Here is a 21,075-nt window from a genome sequence, read left to right as displayed (position 1 = left end):
ATCTCTCTAAAGTCCCATTATTGGCGTTTTAGAGGGTATCGCGCTCGTCGGAACCCTTTCGTGCGGGCAAAATGCGGGAAGGAACCTTGTGGCAGATTCTGCGGAACATGTGGAGGAGCCGAACGACGTCAAAAAGGGCGCCAACGGTGATGTTGTGACCGAAGACCAAACGACAAAAGACACTGACGCCCTCAGCGCGTCTACTGACCAGCAGTTGGACGACTCACTGTCGCCCGACCACTACGACGCAAGCGACCTACGGGTGCTCGAAGGGCTCGAGGCGGTTCGTATCCGCCCGGGTATGTATATCGGCTCGACCGGACCCCGCGGCCTGCATCATTTGGTGTATGAGATCGTCGACAACTCCGTCGATGAGGCGCTGGCCGGATACGCCAGTCATATCGAGGTCACGCTTTTGGCCGACGGTGGCGTGCGCGTGGTCGATGACGGTCGCGGCATTCCGGTCGATGAGGTTCCCGGTGAAGGCGTCTCAGGTGTTGAGACGGTGATGACCAAACTGCATGCGGGCGGCAAGTTCGGCGGCGGCGGATATGCCGTTTCCGGTGGCCTGCACGGCGTGGGCATCAGTGTTGTGAACGCGCTTTCCACGGAGATCGACGTGGACGTGCGTCGTCAGGGCTATCACTGGATCCAGCAATTCAAGAACCAGAAGGCCCTTGCTCCCCTCAAGCGGGGTGCGGCTCTGACTGAAGGCGAATCCACCGGCACGTCTGTGACGTTCTGGGCCGACCCGGCGATTTTCGAGACGACCACGTACGACTTCGAGACGCTGCGTAGCCGCTTCCAGCAGATGGCATTCCTGAACAAGGGTCTCAAGATCAGCCTGACCGACGAGCGCGAGCCGGATATGGCCGGTGACGAAGTGGCCGGAGCCCGGGGAGAAGAGCCCCAGACCAAGAACCAGAGCGTCACCTACCGTTATGAGAACGGCATCAAGGATTACGTGGATTACCTTGTGAAGTCGCGCAAATCGACGCCCATCGAGGAAGAGGTCATAGACCTTGACGCCGAGGATCTGAAGCTTGGCATCTCCGCAGAGATTGCATTGCAGTGGACGGCCGCGTACTCAGAGTCCGTGCACACCTTCGCCAACACCATTTCAACGACCGAAGGCGGCACCCACGAAGAGGGCTTCCGCGCGGCCCTGACAAGCCTGATCAACCGGTACGCTCGCGACAAGGGCCTGCTCAAGGACAAGGACGACAACCTCTCCGGCGAGGATGTGCGTGAGGGTCTTACGGCCGTGATCTCGGTCAAACTGACCAACCCGCAGTTCGAGGGGCAGACCAAGACCAAGCTGGGCAATTCCGAGGCCAAGACCTTTGTGCAGCGCGTGATGACCGAGCGTTTGGGTGACTGGTTCGACGCCAATCCAAAGGAAGCGAAGAACATCATCCAGAAGGCGCTCGAGGCCTCGCATGCGCGCATCGCCGCGAAGAAGGCCCGTGAGAACACGCGGCGCAAGTCCGTGTTCGAGACAGCAGGCATGCCCGACAAACTCAAGGACTGTCAGTCCAACAACCCCGAAGAGTGCGAGCTGTTCATCGTCGAGGGCGATTCCGCAGGCGGCTCGGCCATTCAGGGTCGTAACCCGAACACGCAGGCTATCCTTCCGCTGCGAGGCAAGATCCTCAACACGGAACGTGCCTCGATCGACCGCATCATGAAGTCGGACACCATCGAATCGCTCATCACCGCCGTCGGTGGCGGTTATGGCGAGGACTTCGATCTCAACAAGGTGCGGTACCACAAGGTCATCATCATGGCCGATGCGGATGTGGACGGCGCCCATATCGCCACGCTGAACCTCACGCTTTTCTTCCGCTACATGCGGCCGATGATCAACGCGGGCTACGTTTATGTGGCCATGCCCCCGCTCTACCGCATCAAATGGACGAAGGGCGCTCACAGCTTCGTCTACACCGATGCCGAACGCGACCGCGTGCTTGCCGAAGGCAAGGAAGCCGGGCGCCAACTGCCCAAGGGCGAAGGCATCCAGCGTTATAAGGGTCTGGGCGAGATGAGCTACCAGGAGCTGTGGGGCACCACCATGGATCCGGACCACCGCATTCTCAAGCAGGTGACCATCGAGGACGCCGCTCGCGCCGATGAGACCTTCTCCATGCTGATGGGCGACGAGGTTGAGCCACGACGCCTGTTCATCCAACGTAACGCCCACGATGTGCGCTTCATCGACGCGTGATGCATTCGGTTCCATTCCGTGGGCGCTTTAAGAGGACGGTGAAGATGACGATTGGGAAGAAACCGCGGAATCTCAACGTTTCTTTACGGCGCAACCAATGGATGGCATCGCAAAGGTGCCTGCGGAATGAACGGCGTGCGGAGTCATGCTCAAGATGAGCGTAAAACAGGCTTTTTAACTAAGGATTCACAGTGGCAGACGAAAACAACAATGAAAACACCTCGTCGGACGGCTTCGACGAACAGTTCACGCCCGACGGCTCACTTGAGCCGCTGAGCCCGCAGGAGGCGGACAACACGGACTACGGCCTGATGAAGGGTGAACGAATCAGGCAGATCGAGATCGGCAAGGAGATGCGCGATTCCTATCTCGCATACTCCCTTTCTGTGATCGTCGAGCGCGCGCTGCCCGATGTGCGCGACGGCATGAAGCCGGTACACCGCCGGGTCATCTACGCGATGTATGACGGTGGCTACCGTCCGGATCGCGGCTACAACAAGTGCTCCCGCGTCGTCGGTGACGTCATGGGTAAGTACCATCCGCACGGCGATTCCGCCATCTACGACACCCTCGTGCGTATGGCGCAGTCCTGGTCCATGCGCTATATGCTCGTGGACGGTCAGGGCAACTTCGGCTCCCCGGGCGACGACCCGGCGGCGGCCATGCGTTACACCGAGTGCCGTATGGCGCCGCTGGCGATGGAGATGGTGCGCGACATCGACAAGGACACCGTCGATTTCGTGCCGAACTACGATGGAAAGACCCAGGAGCCGACCGTGCTCCCCTCGCGTTTCCCGAACCTTCTGGTCAATGGCTCCTCCGGCATCGCCGTCGGTATGGCCACGAACATTCCGCCGCACAACATGCGCGAAGTGGCGGACGGCGTGCATTGGGCGCTTGACCATCCCGAAGCGACCAAGGAAGAGCTGCTAGAGGCTCTGATCGCACGCATCAAGGGTCCGGACTTCCCCACCGGCGCCACGATTCTGGGTCACAAGGGCATCGAGCAGGCTTACCGCACCGGTCGCGGCCTGATCACGATGCGCGCGGTGGTCAACACCGAGGAAATCAAAGGCCGCATGTGCCTGGTGGTCACGGAGCTGCCGTACCAGGTCAACCCCGACCGCCTCGCCGCCTCCATCCGTGAGGCCGTGCGCGACGGCAAGATCCAAGGCATCGCGGACATGCGCGACGAGACCTCCGGCCGCACCGGCCAGCGCCTCGTGCTGGTTTTGAAGCGCGACGCGGTGCCGAAGGTCGTTCTGAACAACCTGTACAAGCACACGCAGATGCAGCAGACCTTCGGTGCGAACATGCTCGCCTTGGTCGACAATGTGCCCCGCACGCTCTCGCTCGATGCATTCGTGAGCCACTGGGTGACCCATCAGATCGAGGTCATCGACAGGCGCACCCGCTACCTCAAGCGCGAAGCCGAGGAACGTGACCACATCCTGCAGGGCTATCTCAAGGCCCTCGACATGATCGACGAGGTCATCGCCCTGATCCGCGCCTCAAAGGATGTGGACACCGCCCGCACCGGACTTGAGGAGCTGCTGGGTGTGGACGACGTACAGGCCGACGCCATCCTGGCCATGCAACTGCGCCGCTTGGCGGCACTCGAACGGCAGAAGATTCTCGACGAGCACAACGAGCTGATGAAGAAGATCTCCGATTACGAGGACATTCTCGCCAGCCCCGAACGCGAACGCAAGATCGTGGGCGACGAGCTGGACGAAATCGTCGCAAAATACAGCGATGAGCGTCGAACCAAGATCCTGCCGTTCTCCGGTGAAATGAGCGACGAGGACCTGATCGCGGACGAGAACGTCGTCGTCACCGTGACGCACTCCGGATTCGTCAAGCGCACCAAGGCCGACGAATACCGCGCACAGCATCGTGGCGGCAAGGGCATCAAGGGAACAAGGCTGCGTCAGGACGATGTGGTCGATCACTTCTTCCTGACATCCACGCACAACTGGCTGCTGTTCTTCACCAACATGGGCCGCGTGTTCCGTATCAAGGCGTACGAGCTGCCTGAGGGGTCACGCGACTCCAAGGGACAGCACGTGGCGAACCTTCTGCAGTTGGCGCCTGATGAGTCCATCCAGACCGTGCTGTCGATTCCGGATTACGAGGTGGCCAAGTATCTTGTGCTCGCCACACGTTCCGGCAAAATCAAGAAAACACCGTTGTCGCAGTACGATTCGTCTCGTCAGGGCGGGCTCATCGCCGTGAGGCTCATGGAGGATCCCGAAACGGGCGAACCGGCCGACGAGCTTGTGGGCGCCGCGTTGTGCAATTCCGAAGATGACATCATCCTCGTTTCCAAGCACGGCATGAGCCTCAAGTTCGAAGCCAATGACGAGCAGTTGCGTCCGATGGGCCGACAGACCGCCGGCGTGCAGGGTATGAAGTTCCGCGAAGGCGACGAGCTGTTGGCGATGGACGTGGTCCGTGCCGACCAAGAGGACGATCTCGACCTGCTGGTGGTCACTAACGAAGGCTTCGCCAAGCGCACCGCCATCAGCGAGTACCGCCTACAGGGCCGCAACGGTTTCGGCGTCAAGGCGCTCAACCTGGCCGAGGGTCGCGGCGAGCTGGTCGGCGCCCTGATCGTGGCCGAGTCCGACCAGATCATGGCCATCATGAAATCAGGCAAGGTGATACGCTCCGACGTCTCCGAAATCAAGCGGACCGGACGTAACACGCAGGGCGTGACCCTCGCCAAGCCCGACAAGAACGACGAGATCATCTCCATCGCCCGCAACGACGACACGGATGACGCCGATGACGAGGATGGAACCGAGGAGGACGCCAGTGGCGAGAACGCTGCTGCCGTCGCTTCAGCCGAATCGCCGGAGACCTCAACCGCGGCCAAATCGGAGGACGCGACCGAATCCGCGGATTCAAGCGCATCCACGGATGACGGAGACGATCCCAATTCGTCCGAACGGTGACGCGCCTTATCGCTAGTTGATCGATGACCAGCTAGTTTCTGATCCATGGTCGCCGGCACCTCGTCAGGTATCCGGCGGCCATGTGTGTTCTTAGCGGTCACGAACACCGTTCGTCGACCGGGATTCGTCGCGAAAGACTGGTAGCCTCGACGTAGAAATACAGCGGTATCATGATGCATGAACCATTATTTGCGGACAGGAACGGGCATGAGCAAGAACGGCAAGGAATCGCCTTTGAACCAGACCGAAGCGGCATCGGGTGGAGATGCTCGCGTAGCGCGTTCGATTTCCGGTGAAGCTGGCGAGGCTTACCGTTATCGCGCTTCAATGGATCAAGCCGGTAACGGTGGCGGCTTTAAGGGACGAACAAGCCCTCGCCGTCCGGTTCCTCGCGCCCGGCGTATGAGTCTGTCGCTCACCCATCTTGACGCGTGGTCGGTGGCCAAGGTCACGTTCCTGCTTTCCGTGGCTGGCGGCATCATTCAGGTTATCGCCGTCGCCCTGTTGTGGGTGCTTTTGAGCGTGGTCGGCGTCTTCGATCAGGTCACGCAGATTTTCTCCTCCACCGGACTGAGCACGGGCAGTTTCAATCTTGCGAGCATTTTCTCGTTGAGCACGGTGCTCAGTGCCGTCACGATCGTTTCGATCGTTGAAGTGGTCGTCGCGACATTGTTGTCCGTTATCATCGCTGCGCTGTACAACGTTGTGAGTCAACTGGTCGGTGGTGTGCATGTCACTCTCGGGGACGACTGATTTTGGAACATAATCACTGATGTTTTTCGAGTTTTTATTGAGTTGTTTCAATGCCCATTGTGTTCGTGTGAGGATATCAGCTAGTAAACCAGTAGTAATTTATGATCTTATCCAATTAACGTTATAGCTGAACTTCAGATATATGGTAACCCTTGCCTAAGGTAGGGTTACCTGTATACTCCAAGCCATGGGTTCTGAAAAAAAGCAAGTTACCGTTACTGAAGCAAGTCATATACTCAATGTCTCAGCCGATACAATACGTCGTTGGGCGAAGGCTGGGTTACTTCGCTGTACCAGGGATTCGAATAACAATCGTATTTTCGAACTTGCCGAGCTTAAGAAACTGAAAAAAAGGCATGATCCGCAAAAACTTTCAGAAAAGCCTCGATTTAAAGTCCTAAAAAGCCGAGCTACTCAATATTCAAGTATTGAACTATTTGCTGGAGCCGGAGGCACCGCACTCGGTATGCACAATGCAGGTTTCAAGCACCTGATGCTCAATGAGGTCGATCATAATGCGTGTGAGACATTACGTTTGAATCAGCCGAATTGGAATATCTTGGAAGGTGACATCCATACAGTTGATTTTACTTCATATCACGATAAGGTGGATCTTCTGCAAGGTGGGGTTCCGTGCCAAGCCTTTTCGTATGCCGGGCTGTCTCGTGGTTTCGATGACGCCAGGGGTACGCTGTTCTTTGAATTTGCTCGAGCCGTTAAAGAAATAAAGCCTAAAGTGCTTATGATGGAAAATGTTCGTGGTTTACTTACCCATGATAAAAGCCGCACATTTATGACGATGCTTCGAATATTGGATGGTTTGGGATACGATGTTGCAGCGAAAGTGTTGCATGCGCAATTTCTTGATGTAGCCCAAAAACGTGAACGACTGGTTTTGATAGGCGTGCGCAAAGATCTGGATATGCCAATTCTTTATCCGAAAGAAGATCGCGACGTCTTGACTCTTTGGGATGCTATAGGAAACTGTCCTAAGTCATCTGGTGCGCAATACCCTCCTGCCAAGAAAAAAGTTCTTGACATGGTTCCGCAAGGAGGATATTGGCGCGATTTACCTTTGGAAGTGCAGAAGGAGTATCTAAAGGGTTCTTTCAAACTTTCAGGTGGTAAGACTGGTATGGCACGACGATTAGCGTGGAATGAGCCATCTTTGACGCTCACCTGCGCTCCTGCTCAAAAGCAGACCGAACGTTGTCATCCGGAAGAAACTCGGCCTCTTACTGTTCGTGAATATGCAAGAATCCAGTCTTTTCCAGATGAATGGCAATTTACCGGCAGCATTGCTTCACAATACAAACAAATCGGGAATGCTGTACCCTGTAATCTTGCTTACCATGTTGGCAGAGGAATTGTGGCGATGTTAAGCGGAAAACATCAAGATGAATATCGCCATGTACGTCCGTTCGATCTGAATAGCGTTACTACAGCTGAAGTCAGGGCAAACGCATTGTCAATGAACTAATATACTCTTCTTTTATGACTATGAGTGATGCGGAGAAGCAGGATGTCCTTCAGAAAGCTAGTGCCTTCTTTCGAAATGAAGTCATCAAAAAGCATGTTAAGAATACAAAAAAACTGAGTAATGAGAAAAGGTTTGAGCATAATTTCGAATTCAACCCTTTTACTCTCGCCTATATCGCTAAGTTTTCTTTTGGTGACACTTCACCAGAGTCATTGGCCAAAGCTCTGGTATATCCTCGTGTGATGGGTACATCCATTGCCACTTCGTTCGGTTCAGCGATTCAACGTTTTAGTTCCAAAGTCCTTTCGGCTTATGCCTCTACTACTGCGGGAATGGATATTGAGTATAAGGATTCACAAAATCAGCGACATATCTACTGTCAATTAAAAGCTGGTCCGCAGACCATCAATAAAGATGATGTAAAAACCATATGTGATCATTTTAGTGCAGTCGGAAGATTGAAGAGAACAAATGGAAGCACAGATTTCAACCCCAGTACTGATTGCGTAGTGGGCGTGCTTTATGGGACTCCGAAACAGCTGTCCGCGAACTATAAGCGCATTAAGGATGAGAATTATCGTGTGCTGATTGGCAAGGAATTTTGGACGTCTTTGACCGGAGATGATGATTTTTATGAAGATCTCATCACTGCTATGGTCAATAGTGATAGCACAGGGATTACCGGGGTTATAGGCAGCACGCTGGATCAGGTTACTCAATTCCTAGCGCAGAATCCTGATATTATTCCAACGCCAAGTGATGATACCGAAGTAAATGATTAGTTTGTAATTATTAAGTGTATACAGTAACAGCATGATTACGTATGTCAAAGCGTTCAGCACTTCATTCATGCTGGCTTTGGTCGTGTGGCCGTTCCTTTCGGCGTTCCTGACGCTGCCGATTCTGGCGGGAATGTTTCACCGGTACCATCGTCTGCGCACTAGCGCCGTGCTTTTCGTCCCCCTGGGATTCGCGCTCTACCGTTGGGCCCGCTGGAGGTCCTACGCGGTGATTCCCGCCGGCCTTCTCGTTTCGCTGCTCATCGAAACCTCACGGCTGACGGGCATGTGGCATCTTTATCCATGCTCCTACCGCCAGTTCGATGTGAACGATTTGATGACCAACACACTCGGCGCGATGGTCGGTTGCCTTATCGCATGGGCATATGGGCTGCTGGTGCCGGTCAGGCGCGCGGCCGATGCGGACGATGTCAACGCGCGGCCCGACCTCTTGCACAGGGTGGTCACCCTGGCCATCGACATGGTGTTCGTCGGCATCGTCACCGGCACGTGCGCCATCGGCTTCGCATACTGGTTCCACAAAACAGCCACGCCTCTGCCGGACGGGACGTTCCGGCTGCTGGGCACCACGTTCTCAATCGGCGTTATCGACAAGACTGCCCGGATTTTCGCTCTGCTCGCGTTTGCCGTGTTTGAGATCTGGATTCCCGCCGCCCACCGGGGGCAGACGCTGGGCGGCATGTTCACGCACATGAGCGTGGAGACGAAGGCGCGGCAAGGGTGGCTGCGGGTCGTGTTCTATGTGGGTCGCACGCTTGTGCTCGTGCTGGCTCTGCAGATCCTCGGCGTCGGCAACGGCACGGGCTCCAACGTATTCGGACTGTTCGGCGCGTCTTCCGCCCGCATCGGCTGGACTGCGATTGCCGCGCTCGCGCTCTTCTGGCTCGTCGCGCGCCAGATGCCCTACGACCTGATCCCCGGAGCGGTGGTTGGCGGTGACTGATGCGGCCGGCGACGGTAAGACCGGTGGCGTAGGTGACTCCGTACTCAATCAGCCAGCTTCGCCATTGACCCCGGCTGCCCCATGGCGCGGAGACGACTCATCCGATAAGTCGGTATACGGCGTTGAACCGGCCTCAGCCAATCGGTCCGACGCCAGTGGACGTCCATTCGCCATCCCTCAGCCGCCTGCCGATCCTCCGTCGTTTCCGCCCTCGCGCTGAGGTCGGCGGTTCCCAACAGTGAACCTACCGCTTGAGCCGGTACCGTTGCTTCGGGCTGCGCTTGGCTTCCGTCGGCTCCACGATGCCCTCGGCGATTAAGTGCCGCAGGTTGTTGTTGATGGTCGAGCGCGAAAGTCCCGACGCCTCCACCATTTCGCGCGCGCTGGCCGAACTGTGTTCGTTGAGCATCGATACGATGGCCTTCGGAACGTCCGCGGTTTCCATGGTTTGCCGTTCGCTGCTGCTGGCACGGCGTTTGTCGAAGGTCAGCGAGAAGAACGTGAGCGTGCTGAGCGGCTTTGGCGGCGGCATGAGGGCGTCCTGCAGCTCCTCCTCGATGACCTGATAGCCGGTGCCGCGGTTTTCCACCACGAAACCGCCTCCGGGGTACGGTGTCGTTTCTAGGATATTCGACAGGAACTGGTTGCGTGAAGCCGATACGTCCGACCGACCGAGGCTGTCCACCGTCACGGAGCCGAACAGGCCGCCCGGATTGAGGATTTCGAGTCGATCGGCGTACATGTTCACCTGCACCTGCGAGCCGCGCGAATCGGGCGAATAGTCGCGGTGCATCAGCGCGTTCGCAATGGCCTCACGCACGGCCTTGCGCGGGTAGTCGGGCACGTCCTTGCGGAATGCGCCCTCGATTACGGCTCCTGTCCGCATGTTTCGTGTCACTGCGTTCAGCGCGTCGTCAATCATCAACGGAATTGGCCCGATCAGCGTCTGCGCGTCAAGGAAACGACGTTCGTCGTTCACGGTCTCCGCCTTGGTGATGCCGGGAAACGCGGTGAACGTGACATTCAGACGCGGGAAAAACTGCTGCGGAAACAGGCCGAGCGCAAGAATGCCGCCGAGCGTGGGGCGTATCGTGCCGCTTTCGTCTTGACGTATGACGTGCGTGTTGATGAGGATCGTCTGGTCGTCGCGCGTGGCCAGCAGGCGCGGGTAGAGCTGCCGCTGGCGCGTGAGGAATTGGGAGATTAGTGCCGGGTTGAGGTCGTTGAATGTCGCGTCAGGTACGATGTCGTTGTCGAAGGTGGGCTGTTCATGCTCCTCGGTGAGGCGGTCGACCTCGTATTGGGTGAGTCTCCTGTCCCCGTCTCCACTGCGGATGTATGCCCCTTGATAACGGCCTTTGGTGCTGATATAGCAGGGTTTGTCCTTCTGGGGCATGGGCGCGATTTCCGCCACCAACACGTTGATCCCCTCGAATGGGACAATGCTGATGTCGGGGCGCACCCGTGGGGTCAGTTTCTCGCATTCCGCGTTGACGGCCTCCTGCATGGCGCGCGCATCGAAGCCGTTTACCGGCGTGAAGCCATTTCGTTCAGATACGCCGAGGATGATGGTGCCGCCGCTGCCGTTGGAGAATGCTGACAGCGTGTCGATAAGGTTTCCGGGAACATGGCGCACCGCCTCCTTGACTTCGCAGGTCTGCGTATCGTTGCCGATCTGCCGCATCTGAGCGACGATCCGGTTGAGTCGCTGAGCGTCCATGCTGGTCACCTCGGTCTGCCTCGTCCTTTGCCCTTGTGCCGCTTGTCTGTTTGCCATCGGTTTGCTGTCGCACTGGTTTGCGGGGCTTGTTGATCAGGGCACTTGTCTTCATGTTAACTTCGTATCAGCTTACCATAACTTACCATTGAACTTGTTATAACTTACCAGCGATAACAAGTAGGTGTTAAGTTCCGGGACGTTGGGTGGTAAGTGTGACAAACCTCCCCGTGCTCGCCTATCACAAAGATCCTGACGTGAAGACTTGGTTTGTTCGGTCTCTTGGCAGAAGTGGTTGCTTGCGCCAGCTGGCAGACTGCATTTTGCGGCATGCTGGATGCGCTTCGTGCGCAGTGGCGCGGGGTTGTCGCCGGGAAACCACATTTGCTGGCTGCTTGGATGCGGTTTGTTGACGGTCGTGTGGGTTTTCTGCCGGTAGACTGCATCTGCCGTGAGTTAGGGTGACTTAGGGTATTGCCTGCTGGTTCATTGAGATATGTGAACGGAGTGCATGGATCGCGATATGCCGGATTGCCGCTGTTTGTCAGCTTCGTTTTGTCGGTTGGACGGGCCTTTTGTTTGAACGATTGCAAATGCAGCTGGTACCAGTTGTTTGCATTTGTTCCAATGAGCGCCCGTTCGGTTCTGGTCAGGCGGAGTTTGCCGTGTGTTTGTAAGTTTTCTCTTCATGTACGGCGCCGTGTGTTATAGTTATTTCAGTTATTGCATTTGTTGTGGTTATGGATACGGTAAATGCGGAACAAAGTATAGAGGAATTATGACGAAAGTACTTGAGACCATTGCATCGGATCGACTGGAGCATCAAGATGTGGCGGATGCCAAAGAGGCTCTGAAACATATGCGTAGTGATTCGCCGTTGGCAATTCTTTTACGCAAGGCTATGACCGACGGGACTTCCGTTTTCATCGCTGAAAAAGAAATGTCGCCCGAGAAGGCTGCGGAGGTTCTCGGGGTGAGCCGTCCTCACGTGCGGCATTTAATGGACAAAGGACTGATTAAGTACGACAAGAAGGGGTCGCATTTCAGGATAGCTGCCAGCGATCTCGCTGATTACGTTAAACGCCACGAACAGGCCATGTCCGAATATGCCCAGGCCGCCGCAACCACGCAAGAGCAGCAGGATCGTCGCATCTCCTGCGCCGCGTCGCGTCTGACGCAACAGCAGAGCGAAGAAATCGCCGCCATGTTTGCCGAACTTTAGGATGCATTATCATCGAATGGTCTTGAATGACTCAATGATGCCTGCCTGCTTCATGGGCTTAATTGGCGGGCGTCATTCGAGTTTTACTTGATGAAGTCCATTAAACACGGGTTCGATTTTTTCGCAGTCTTTGCAAATGGGTTTTCCGGATGACTCGTCCTGACTGGGAATAAACCAGACTCCGCATAAGGACAGCGCCGCCTTTCCGTAGACCATGCTTGGGATAAGGCTTTCCTTTCTGATGTAATGGAGGCACGGCTGTGCTTCGTATGGCGTAAAAGAAAGTCGCGACGGCTTCTGTTCCGAAGACGAAAGAACGACGGATGCGAACAATTGCGCGATAATTGCTTCGCTGACCGTCACTTCCATATATAGGGAGCCATCGCTTTGAATGACGTTGTACTCGAGGCTTTTGGGTTTGAGATAGGATATCGCGCGTTGTAAGGTCTGTCGGGATTCATAATCATTTGGCCCGGACAGAATGGAAACGGTAATGTAGGCTTCTTGGTCGCCCGATTCATCGAGGTTCAGTGGCTGCCCTTTGCCTGAAATGACCTGAACCTCCAATCGTTGCTCGGAACCGTTGTGGTCGGTGATTCCGCACTCTACGGTTTCGTTCGGCGATAACAGGGCATTGTGAATGCCGATGATCAGCGCATCAAGGGTGTCCGCGGCCAATCGTTTTGAGGCCAGCCATGCATCTTCGGCCTCACGGATCGCAAAGTCCTTTTCGTTGGGCATCCAATATCGAGACCTTGATTTTTTGAGGGCAGCAGCCACTTTTGCATCTGACCAATCATGGTAGCCCGCATATACCAGCCAAGGGTCTCCGTTATCGTCCAGAATCATTGCGCCGCGACAGCCTGAGGAGTGGTCTCTGACCTCATAAACGGGACGTTCTGCTGTTCGGCTTGCCGCCTTGTAGCGATCACTTGCAAACCCTTTGTCTACAATGCTGTTTGCGGCGTGCAGCAAACGATGATCGAGAGATGACAAATCGATGTCTAAGAACGGATTTCGCTCTCTGTGCGTAATGTTCCTCTTGAGTCTTGGCCACGGGGCTTCAGAAAGAAAGAGATCGGCCGGCAGGCAACGTAGTTGCTGTAGCGCTCTAAGTGTTGGCCGCACGGATCTCATGTGAGTCATGTTATCAAAGGTATTGTATGAATGTAGGATGCTTGTTTTTAGATGGAAATAAAATGTGCACTCAAGCGGTAACGTGCGAAAGGTCTCTTGATGTGCGCTGGCGTGAGATGGCCTTAGGATAACTGACGCGGGCTAGATCGATGATGAAGGCGGCGTAAGAAACGGTTGTCGCGCAATATATTAGACCCCGTCTACTCGGAAGTAAGCGGGGGTATTAACGTATTGCGCAACTAAGCAACTACGTAATTATGTTGATGGCGAATCGCGCTTGGTGATTTGCGAGGTCAGCGCCCAGCGCGTCAGCACACGCCCTGGGCGACCATCGCGTTGGCGACCTTGGCGAAGCCGGCGGCGTTGGCGCCGAGCATAAGGTCGCCTTCATGGCCGTATTCCTTGGCGGCGGCCAGCGAGTTCGCGACGATGCTCTCCATGATGTTCTTGAGCTTGCCGTCGACCTCCTCGAAGGTCCATGAGAGACGGTACGAGTTCTGGCTCATCTCGAGGCCCGAAACGGCCACGCCGCCCGCGTTCGCGGCCTTGGCCGGGCCGTAGAGCACGCCGGCACGCTGGTAGGTCGCGATCGCCTCGGGCGTCGAGGGCATGTTCGCGCCCTCGCACACGACCTTGCACCCGTTCCCGACCAGGGCTTCGGCCGATTCGCCGTCCACCTCGTTCTGGGTGGCGCACGGCAGCGCGATGTCGCACGGCACCGTCCACACGCCCTTGCTGCCCTCATGGTATTCGGCGCCGGGCACCCGGTCGGCGTATTCCCTGATGCGCCCGCGGTGGCCGAGCTTGATGTCCTTGACCACATCGAGCCTGATGCCTTCGGGGTCGTAGACGTACCCGTCGGAATCCGAGGCCGTGACGACCTTCGCACCGAGTTCCTGCGCCTTTTCGGTTGCGAAGATGGCAACATTGCCGGACCCCGAGACCACGACGGTCTTCCCCTCGAACGAATCGTTCCTGAGGGTGTTCAGCGCGGCCTGCGTGTAATAGCACAGGCCGTAGCCGGTCGCCTCCGTGCGCGCCAGCGACCCGCCGTAATCGAGGCCCTTGCCCGAAAGCGCGCCGGAATACTCGTTGCGGATGCGCTTGTACTGGCCGAACAGATAGCCGATTTCTCGCCCGCCCACATTGATGTCGCCGGCGGGAACGTCGGTGAACTGACCGATATGGCGCTGCAACTCGGTCATGAACGCCTGGCAGAAACGCATCACCTCGCCGTCGGAACGGCCGCGTGGGTCGAAGTCCGAACCGCCCTTGGCCCCGCCCATAGGCAGGCCGGTCAGCGAATTCTTGAGCACCTGCTCGAAACCAAGGAACTTGACCACCGACTCGGTGACGGTCGGGTGGAAACGCAGACCGCCCTTGTACGGGCCGATGGCCGAGTTGAACTGGACGCGATAGCCGCGGTTGACCTGCACACGACCCTCGTCGTCCACCCACGCCACGCGGAACTTGATGACGCGTTCGGGCTCGATCAGACGCTCCAGCACGCCGTTCTTTTCATACTCCGGATGCGCCTCGACCACAGGCTCGATGGACTCGAAGACCTCGCGCACCGCCTGCAGGAATTCGGGCTGACCGCCGTCACGGCCTTCGGCTTGGGCATACACGCGCTTCACATACTCGTTTGTAAACATGAGAACTCCAATGTCGTCGTAATTATGCACTGAATAAACGTCTCAAGTCTAAGCGCGCTCATGCCCATATGTTCATACGCGTTCATCTTCGATGCAAAAATATCCCCAAAGATCAACATCGGTCAATCGGCATTACAGATCGCACGGAAAAAACGAATCGAACCGTGCGATATCAAGAAACACAAGCCGAAGGAAAAGTTACGTATCGCTTGTAAAATCATACGGGCATTTTCGGCGACGGATCCAGTAGGCATTGCGCAGAGGGGTTCAGACCGATAGAATGAACACCGGAACATTGGGAGGCCGCTTGCGGCGAGTATTGTATGGTCATTTAGCTCAGGTCAGGAGTCGGCGTGTGCGGCCCATGATGGTCATCTGGATCGGAAAGAGCGGTTTGACGGCATGTTAAGGAACGACGAACTTCGGAAAGCCACGTTGAGGAACGTGCGTTTTGTGGCTCGCAACGACACGGCACCGTCGAGCTCCGAAACCGGCGCGCGCAAGGTTTCCGACATTGCCGTCGTCTCAGACCATGGCCCGGCTTCCGAGGAATTACCGGCTCTGTCAAACCTGCACATACGTTTCATGCAGGATAACGATGCGCTTGCCGCCCGTGTCGCGATTTTCCCCGAAGTCACGTTCTGCCACGCCACGGTGCCCGATGCCGTACTCGAATGGCGGCGCGAAGAGGCTGAACGATCCACGGTAACAATGATTTTCCGCATCAAAGGCAATGCGGCGATCGTCTCCGAAAGCAAAGACATCATGAGGCGCACTCCCGATATTTCGCTGGTCCCACCGGGGTGCGCAAAAGTCACGGTTCAAACCAGAACGCCGGCCAACGAGCTGATCGTCGTCAACATGGAACGACGCCTGTTTTCCACCATCCTGCCCGATTACAAGACCTTCTCAATCATGAGCCAGAACGAACCGCTCGACACCGCCTCGCTCCAACCGCTTCTTGCATTCGTCGTAAGCACCTGCAATCTGAACAACCCGCGCTCGGAGGTGGCCGATATGCTTGAGGGCGTGGCGGACGAGGTCTCCCGTTCATTGCTCGTATCATGCTTCTGTCAGGGCATGACCACCATGCCGCTCATTGAGCGTGTGCGTAAATTTATCAGCGCGAACTATATGGATTCGACGCTCAGCGTGACCAAAACGGCCAAGCACGAAGGCGTTTCGATTCGCACCCTGCAGCTTGCATTGCAGGAGAACGACACCAATTTCACCAATCTGGTGCGGCGGGCGCGTACGGAGGCGGCTCTCGAGCTGCGGGTGAGCCAGCCGACGCTGACTCTTGTCGAAATCGCTGACCGCTGTGGTTTCGGTTCGGTTTCGTCGCTGCGGCGCGCCCTCAAGACAAGCGACGGTGAATAGGAGTAAGGCGGCTCCTGCATTGGGTTGCGGCCGCCGTCCGCGATTGCGGTGTTGGAAGTTCGAAGGCGCGGAATCCGTGCATCCACTGGATTTCGATCGGCATGCAACGCATCCGTGCCGTCCGTTGCAGCATCGTGCCGGTACCCAATCTCGGACCGCGTATTGATTCATGTTGGTTGTGGCCTTAGACGTTGCGCCTGAGACTCTGATCGGCATTGTGGGCAATTGTCGAGCTTGTGCCATGTTGGAGTAGGTGTGCCCGGTGCGGTGGGGTGCGGAGTAATGGGCGGCGGTGGTTCTGATTCGGCTCGTCCGTCATATTTCCGCACGTGATATACGTCGATATACGTTGATATACTCGGTATATATGGCAATGGCGAATGGAGGCGGCGCGGCAATGGACGTGGCCGAAAACCGCGATGTAGCGGAAAACCGGGAGAATTGGAATGACCGGGCGGAAGTGCATTTCCGTAATGGCGTCTATGGCGATTTGGACGCTTTGGTCGACGATCCGCAGGGCCTCACATCCGTGGTGCGGCGCGATTTGCAGGTGCTCAAGCCGTTTCTGCCGAACGGTTCGGTGCAAGGACAACGGTTGCTGCACATGCAATGCCATATCGGCACGGACACCTTGTGCTGGACGCGGCTCGGCGCAAAGGACGTGTGCGGCCTCGACTTCTCCCCCGTCTCGTTGCGGCATGCGCGTGAACTGGCCAATCGTGCCGAAGTCGATATCGATTACGTCGAGGCGGACGCGCGTGAAGCCGCTCAGGCCCTGCCCGGCAGACGGTTCGATGTCATCGTCACCAGCGTCGGCACGGTGACATGGCTGCCAAAGCTCGACGGATGGGCGCATTCCATAGCGCATCTGCTGGCGCCTGGCGGCATCTTCATGATTCGTGACACGCATCCTCTGCTTTTCGCGCTGGATGACTCCGGCCTCAAGCTGGGTGGGGACTATTTCGCCGGTGCCGAGGACTCTTGGGACAGTAGTCAGACGTATGAGTTCAACGAACATGTCGAGGATGGCAATCACGCAGAAACGGCTGATGGCACGATTGATGTCGCCACGGATTCCGTGGGTGCTGCCCACAAGCCGGTGGTTACCCACACCCGTAGCCACAACTGGGCCCACGATTTCGCAGAAATGACGCAGGTATTGATCGATGCCGGTCTGGTGATCGAGAAGCTGGGCGAGTACGCGCAGTCCGACTGGAAGTGCCTGCCGATGCTGGAGCAGGACCCGGCCACCGAAGCGTGGCTCATGCCCGAAGGTTACCCGCGCGTGCCGCTCACCTTCTCGATCGTCGCACGGAAGCCTTGTGAGAGCTGAGATGGGTTGTTGGTGACGTTGTGTGCCGGTATGTTGTCCAACCGGACCGTCGCGGGGTCCTAAGTCCGCTTGTGCAGTTTGGATCGCAGGCGTGCGGTGAGGGATTGGCGGCGACGGATTGCTGCGGGCAGGATGGGGCAGCTGGCGCACACCAATGATTCCGGATCCGGATCGCAGCCTTGGCCGGTGGTGGAGTTGCATGAGCGCAGGTCGTAGACGTCGAGCCTGCCGGCGGCCTGCTCCTGATTGATGACAAGCTCGATGAAATCGACCGGCAGGCCGAGCCGGTTCGCGATCATGCGTGGCGTTTGGCCATGCGTAAGGTTGTCGATGACTTCGCGGGTGATGGAGGGGCCACGATGGGCCGGTGTTCCCGGTGTTTCCGCTGTGATCGCCGCGGCCGTCGGTGCCGTGCTCTGACGCTCGGTGTGGGCATGCGAAGGTTTGGTGCGTCTAAACCCATGCTCATCGTTGCCGGACTTTGATGGGCGGGCAGGGGTTTCGGCACCCGTCGCATCGCCACGCAATGCCGTTTCCCGCATCTTGGAGCCGTGGGAACGTCTTGCGTCGGGGGCGTTCATGGTTCGTGCCGATGCCATTGGCATGCTCACAACAGTCTTCCGATCTGAAACACCAAAATGGCTAGGATATATGCCACCACAAGCCCCATTCCAACGGATTGGAGCGCCGTTTTTATGCCGTATTGCCGCTTCATTTCGGCCACGGTCGCCAGGCAGGGCGTGTAGGCGAGGATGAAGATCATGAAAGCCGCCGCGGCCGCAGACGGGTGCCCGTCGCTGGACTTCTCGAAGCTCCGATGAACCGCCTGCCCAAGACTGCCTTGGCCTTGCGCCTGCTCGGATTGGTCGTCGGCGCTGTTGATGGCGTAGCTCTGCGACAGCGAACCGACGACGACCTCCTTGGCCACGAAGCCGGTGACCAATGCGGCCGAGGCGTGCCAATCATCGAAGCCGGCCGGCTTGAAAACTGGCGCGATTGCCGAGGCCGCCGCACCGAAGGCCGAATCCTGCACCTCGTCGACATGCCCGAAGGCATTGGTGCCCGCCGCTCCTGCGGAGACCGGAACCGCCGAAAGCACCCAGACCACGATGAGCATGCTGACGATCACGGAACTTGCCCCGGTGACGAACGACCAGAGGCGCAGCAGCACCGATCTGAGCAGTTGCAGGAGGCGCGGCATCTGATACGGCGGCAGTTCCATCGCGAACGGTTGGGTTTTCAGGTCTTTGAACTGGGCCTTGCGAAGTGCGAAACCGACGATGAGGATGATCGCGATCGAGCTGACGTACATCAGAAAGATGGCCAGCCCCGCATACTTGCCGAAGAACGCGTAGGCGAGCACTACGTAGACGCTCAGGCGCGCCGAACATGAGGTGAACGGTATGAGCAGGCCGGTCAGCAGCCGTTGCCTCGAATCGGGCAGGGTGCGTGTGGAGGCCAGGGCGGGCAGGTTGCACCCGAAGCCGACGACCAACGGCAGGAACGCCCTGCCGTCGAGGCCGACCATGCGCATGGCGCGGTCCATCACGAACGCGGCCCGAGCCAAGTAGCCGGAGTCCTCAAGCAGCGAAAGGATGACGAACATGATGCCCATCGGGGGAATGAACGTACACACCGTGATCGCGCCGTTGAGCAGTCCGTCCACCACAAGCGAGTAAAGCCAGCCGCCGAGCGCAGCCTTGCCGCCTATACTGATGAAAAGCCAAGTGATGCCGTCCGTGCACCAGCCGCGCAGCGTCACGTCGAACCAATCCTGCAAGGGGCCGGCCAGCGTCGTGGTCGCTTCGAAAACGAGGAACATCGTGATCAGGAAGACCACGATGCCGACCACCGGATGCAGCAGCACGCGGTCGAGTTTGTCGGAGAAGGTCTCGGGGCTTGCCGAGATCGTTGTGGTAGCGGCCCCTTGGGCGGTTCCTTGTGGTGAACCGTCGTCGATTTCCCGCAGTTTCGTGGCGATCCAGTCGAACCGTTCGTCCGCACTGTCGTGGACCCACCGCGAAACCTCGTCCTGGGTGGCATTTGCGCCTGGCGGCGGCGTGGAGGTGACCCGCGCCGGGGTCAGTTTCACCTGAATTTCGCGCGAGATGTCCGCGCCGCCCTCGTCCAATGGCCCGGAGGCGGCGTTCATCGCGGTCAACGCGGCCTCCGCTTTCCCGGGCGTCTTGTTCAAGGCCGTATCGGCGTTCTGCTGAGGTTTCTGTGTGGCAGTAGGTGTGCCGCCGCCGATTCGGGCGGGTTGACCAGCCTGCCGGCTTTTTGTTTCCGTGATCGCCGCCGCTATGGTGTCGAGCAGCTCGCCTTTACCCTCACCGGTGCGCCCGTCGACCCCGACCATCGGGATTCCTGGCAGGGTGCGGCGCAGCTGTTGCAAGGTCGCCGGCGAGTGTCGTTTTTCGGCCAGGTCGAGCATGGTCACCGCGATCACGATCGGTAGGCCGCAATCCATCAGCTGGCTCAAAAGATAATATGATTTCGATGGGGATGCCGCGTTGAACGTGAATACGATGAGATCCGGCCGTTCATTGCCCTTCAAGCCCAATGCGGCCTCCGCGGCCACCTGTTCGTCAGGACTGTACGCATCGAGCGAGGCGGTGCCCGGAGTATCGATGAAATCCCACCGTCGCCCGTTGCACTCCAGACTGCCGGATTCCACCAGAACCGTCGTTCCCGGTGCGTTCATCACCGTCGCGTTGGCGCCGAGCATCGCATTAAACAGCGTGGATTTGCCGACGTTTGGATTGCCGACGAACACGATGCGCGGGGTGGAGTGCGGGTGTTGGCTGTCGCTGCCGGGCATCGACGCCATGCCGGACGTCTGGCTGGGGCCTCTGTGGTGATGGTGCCGCTGTGGCAGAAGCGCCGCAAGACCGCGCCGATGATGATGGCCGCCGTGCCCCGCATGACTCCCATCGTCGCAGCAGGTTTCGTGCCCGTTTCCGGGTGTGCCGGCATCCAACGGGCTGTCGGTGTGGCCGCTCATGTTATGACGGTTTGCCGGTTCCGGCGTTCCGCTGAAGCACAAGGTTCCGTCGCCATCGTCAGCCCGAACGACGTTGCCTGTTTCAGGGGTTCCGACGGGTGATGCGACCGTGGTTTTCTTGTGCATATGATTGCCCGCCAGACTTTGGAATGAAACTATCTCCACTATACAGCTGTGGCCGAGGGGTTACGAAAATGTGCCGCGCCGTCGCCCCGTCGAGGGCGATGCGGTCACCGTTATGAACCACCACGCGTCCGCCGAACATCGCCTTCTGAACGACGCGGAGCGGTTCGTGCTCGCGGAAACCAAGCTCGTTGAGCCGAAAACGGCTGCGAGCCTCGAAATCCATCCTGCATATCTCCACGTCCACTCCGAGCGGGCAGGTTCGTAACGATTCGGCCATACTCTGGAGAATAGTCCATTACGGCGCACGTTGTAAAGGTTTGTGTTCCGATGGCTCATTTTGTGAA

At 57.6% G+C, this 21,075-nt stretch carries 15 protein-coding genes and 1 pseudogene; 10 read left to right on the top strand and 6 right to left on the bottom strand.

The genetic code is table 11. The features are described 5' to 3' along the window. Positions 1–208: 208 nt before the first annotated feature. The 6 genes and pseudogenes from gyrB to BBOH_RS07295 form a co-directional block, all read left to right on the top strand. Positions 209–2,224, top strand: a pseudogene (gyrB, locus tag BBOH_RS07320) (DNA topoisomerase (ATP-hydrolyzing) subunit B); the annotation flags it as partial. A gap of 191 nt (positions 2,225–2,415) precedes the next feature. Next, positions 2,416–5,181, top strand: coding sequence for a DNA gyrase subunit A (gene gyrA / locus BBOH_RS07315; protein WP_033522539.1), 2,766 nt, complete (start codon positions 2,416–2,418; stop codon positions 5,179–5,181). A gap of 207 nt (positions 5,182–5,388) precedes the next feature. Next, positions 5,389–5,934: a DUF3566 domain-containing protein gene (locus BBOH_RS07310; RefSeq protein WP_044098291.1), complete on the top strand. Its 546-nt coding sequence runs from the start codon at positions 5,389–5,391 to the stop codon at positions 5,932–5,934. A 187-nt stretch (positions 5,935–6,121) separates the two neighbouring features. Continuing rightward, positions 6,122–7,414 carry a DNA (cytosine-5-)-methyltransferase gene (gene dcm / locus BBOH_RS07305; RefSeq protein WP_052118246.1) on the top strand — a complete coding sequence of 431 codons (1,293 nt, stop codon included), beginning with the start codon at positions 6,122–6,124 and terminating at the stop codon, positions 7,412–7,414. Positions 7,415–7,428: 14 nt separating this feature from the next. After that, positions 7,429–8,196 carry a PmeII family type II restriction endonuclease gene (locus tag BBOH_RS07300; RefSeq protein WP_033522543.1) on the top strand — a complete coding sequence of 256 codons (768 nt, stop codon included), beginning with the start codon at positions 7,429–7,431 and terminating at the stop codon, positions 8,194–8,196. Between the two features lie 31 nt (positions 8,197–8,227). Continuing rightward, positions 8,228–9,157: a VanZ family protein gene (locus tag BBOH_RS07295; protein ID WP_052118247.1), complete on the top strand. Its 930-nt coding sequence runs from the start codon at positions 8,228–8,230 to the stop codon at positions 9,155–9,157. 244 nt (positions 9,158–9,401) lie between these two features. Here the strand turns inward: BBOH_RS07295 and BBOH_RS07290 are convergent, their stop codons facing one another. Beyond that, on the bottom strand, positions 9,402–10,934 hold the full coding sequence (locus tag BBOH_RS07290) for an ATP-binding protein (protein WP_202805407.1): 1,533 nt from the start codon (positions 10,932–10,934) through the stop codon (positions 9,402–9,404). 718 nt (positions 10,935–11,652) lie between these two features. Here BBOH_RS07290 and BBOH_RS08370 point away from each other — a divergent pair. Continuing rightward, positions 11,653–12,096 (top strand): helix-turn-helix domain-containing protein, encoded by a 444-nt coding sequence (locus BBOH_RS08370; protein WP_052118248.1) that lies wholly within the window; start codon positions 11,653–11,655, stop codon positions 12,094–12,096. Between the two features lie 72 nt (positions 12,097–12,168). On the opposite strand, the gene BBOH_RS08630 is transcribed toward BBOH_RS08370, so the two are convergent. Then, positions 12,169–13,092, bottom strand: a complete 924-nt coding sequence (locus BBOH_RS08630) for a DUF3039 domain-containing protein (RefSeq protein ID WP_161786455.1) — start codon at positions 13,090–13,092, stop codon at positions 12,169–12,171. 449 nt (positions 13,093–13,541) lie between these two features. After that, positions 13,542–14,888, bottom strand: coding sequence for an NADP-specific glutamate dehydrogenase (gene gdhA, locus BBOH_RS07275; protein WP_033522549.1), 1,347 nt, complete (start codon positions 14,886–14,888; stop codon positions 13,542–13,544). A gap of 402 nt (positions 14,889–15,290) precedes the next feature. On the opposite strand from gdhA, the gene BBOH_RS07270 reads away from it, so the two are divergent. Continuing rightward, complete coding sequence (locus BBOH_RS07270; protein WP_081930421.1) at positions 15,291–16,268, top strand: helix-turn-helix domain-containing protein; 978 nt, start codon at positions 15,291–15,293, stop codon at positions 16,266–16,268. 367 nt (positions 16,269–16,635) lie between these two features. Further along, a complete protein-coding gene (locus BBOH_RS07265; RefSeq protein ID WP_237743180.1) occupies positions 16,636–17,601 on the top strand; it encodes a class I SAM-dependent methyltransferase in 966 nt (321 codons plus the stop codon). Between the two features lie 59 nt (positions 17,602–17,660). On the opposite strand, the gene BBOH_RS08365 is transcribed toward BBOH_RS07265, so the two are convergent. Both BBOH_RS08365 and feoB read right to left on the bottom strand, forming a co-directional pair. Continuing rightward, the gene (locus BBOH_RS08365) at positions 17,661–18,200 is read right to left on the bottom strand and encodes a hypothetical protein (protein WP_143242517.1); all 540 of its coding nucleotides are present in this window, start codon (positions 18,198–18,200) and stop codon (positions 17,661–17,663) included. Between the two features lie 8 nt (positions 18,201–18,208). Next, positions 18,209–20,422, bottom strand: coding sequence for a ferrous iron transport protein B (gene feoB / locus BBOH_RS07255; RefSeq protein WP_033522553.1), 2,214 nt, complete (start codon positions 20,420–20,422; stop codon positions 18,209–18,211). Between feoB and BBOH_RS07250 the strand changes: the two genes are divergently transcribed. Beyond that, a complete protein-coding gene (locus BBOH_RS07250; protein WP_143242515.1) occupies positions 20,402–20,707 on the top strand; it encodes a hypothetical protein in 306 nt (101 codons plus the stop codon). The genes feoB and BBOH_RS07250 overlap by 21 nt on opposite strands. On the opposite strand, the gene BBOH_RS08625 is transcribed toward BBOH_RS07250, so the two are convergent. Further along, on the bottom strand, positions 20,688–21,008 hold the full coding sequence (locus BBOH_RS08625; protein ID WP_074428609.1) for a FeoA family protein: 321 nt from the start codon (positions 21,006–21,008) through the stop codon (positions 20,688–20,690). The genes BBOH_RS07250 and BBOH_RS08625 overlap by 20 nt on opposite strands. Between the last annotated feature and the right edge of the window lie 67 nt (positions 21,009–21,075).

It is taken from the genome of Bifidobacterium bohemicum DSM 22767, from assembly GCF_000741525.1.
Taxonomy (GTDB): Bacteria; Actinomycetota; Actinomycetes; order Actinomycetales; family Bifidobacteriaceae; genus Bifidobacterium; species Bifidobacterium bohemicum.
Note: the sequence above shows the minus strand (reverse complement) of the source record. Positions and strands in the feature narration are given on the sequence as shown.

Coding starts and splice junctions, on each gene's coding strand:
- BBOH_RS07310 (WP_044098291.1), top strand. CDS start 5,389: ATGAGCAAGAACGGCAAGGAATCGCCTTTGAACCAGACCGAAGCGGCA.
- dcm (WP_052118246.1), top strand. CDS start 6,122: ATGGGTTCTGAAAAAAAGCAAGTTACCGTTACTGAAGCAAGTCATATA.
- BBOH_RS07300 (WP_033522543.1), top strand. CDS start 7,429: ATGACTATGAGTGATGCGGAGAAGCAGGATGTCCTTCAGAAAGCTAGT.
- BBOH_RS07295 (WP_052118247.1), top strand. CDS start 8,228: ATGATTACGTATGTCAAAGCGTTCAGCACTTCATTCATGCTGGCTTTG.
- BBOH_RS07290 (WP_202805407.1), bottom strand. CDS start 10,934: ATGGCAAACAGACAAGCGGCACAAGGGCAAAGGACGAGGCAGACCGAG.
- BBOH_RS08370 (WP_052118248.1), top strand. CDS start 11,653: ATGACGAAAGTACTTGAGACCATTGCATCGGATCGACTGGAGCATCAA.
- gdhA (WP_033522549.1), bottom strand. CDS start 14,888: ATGTTTACAAACGAGTATGTGAAGCGCGTGTATGCCCAAGCCGAAGGC.
- BBOH_RS07270 (WP_081930421.1), top strand. CDS start 15,291: ATGTTAAGGAACGACGAACTTCGGAAAGCCACGTTGAGGAACGTGCGT.
- BBOH_RS07265 (WP_237743180.1), top strand. CDS start 16,636: ATGGCAATGGCGAATGGAGGCGGCGCGGCAATGGACGTGGCCGAAAAC.
- BBOH_RS08365 (WP_143242517.1), bottom strand. CDS start 18,200: ATGGCATCGGCACGAACCATGAACGCCCCCGACGCAAGACGTTCCCAC.
- feoB (WP_033522553.1), bottom strand. CDS start 20,422: ATGCCCGGCAGCGACAGCCAACACCCGCACTCCACCCCGCGCATCGTG.
- BBOH_RS08625 (WP_074428609.1), bottom strand. CDS start 21,008: ATGGCCGAATCGTTACGAACCTGCCCGCTCGGAGTGGACGTGGAGATA.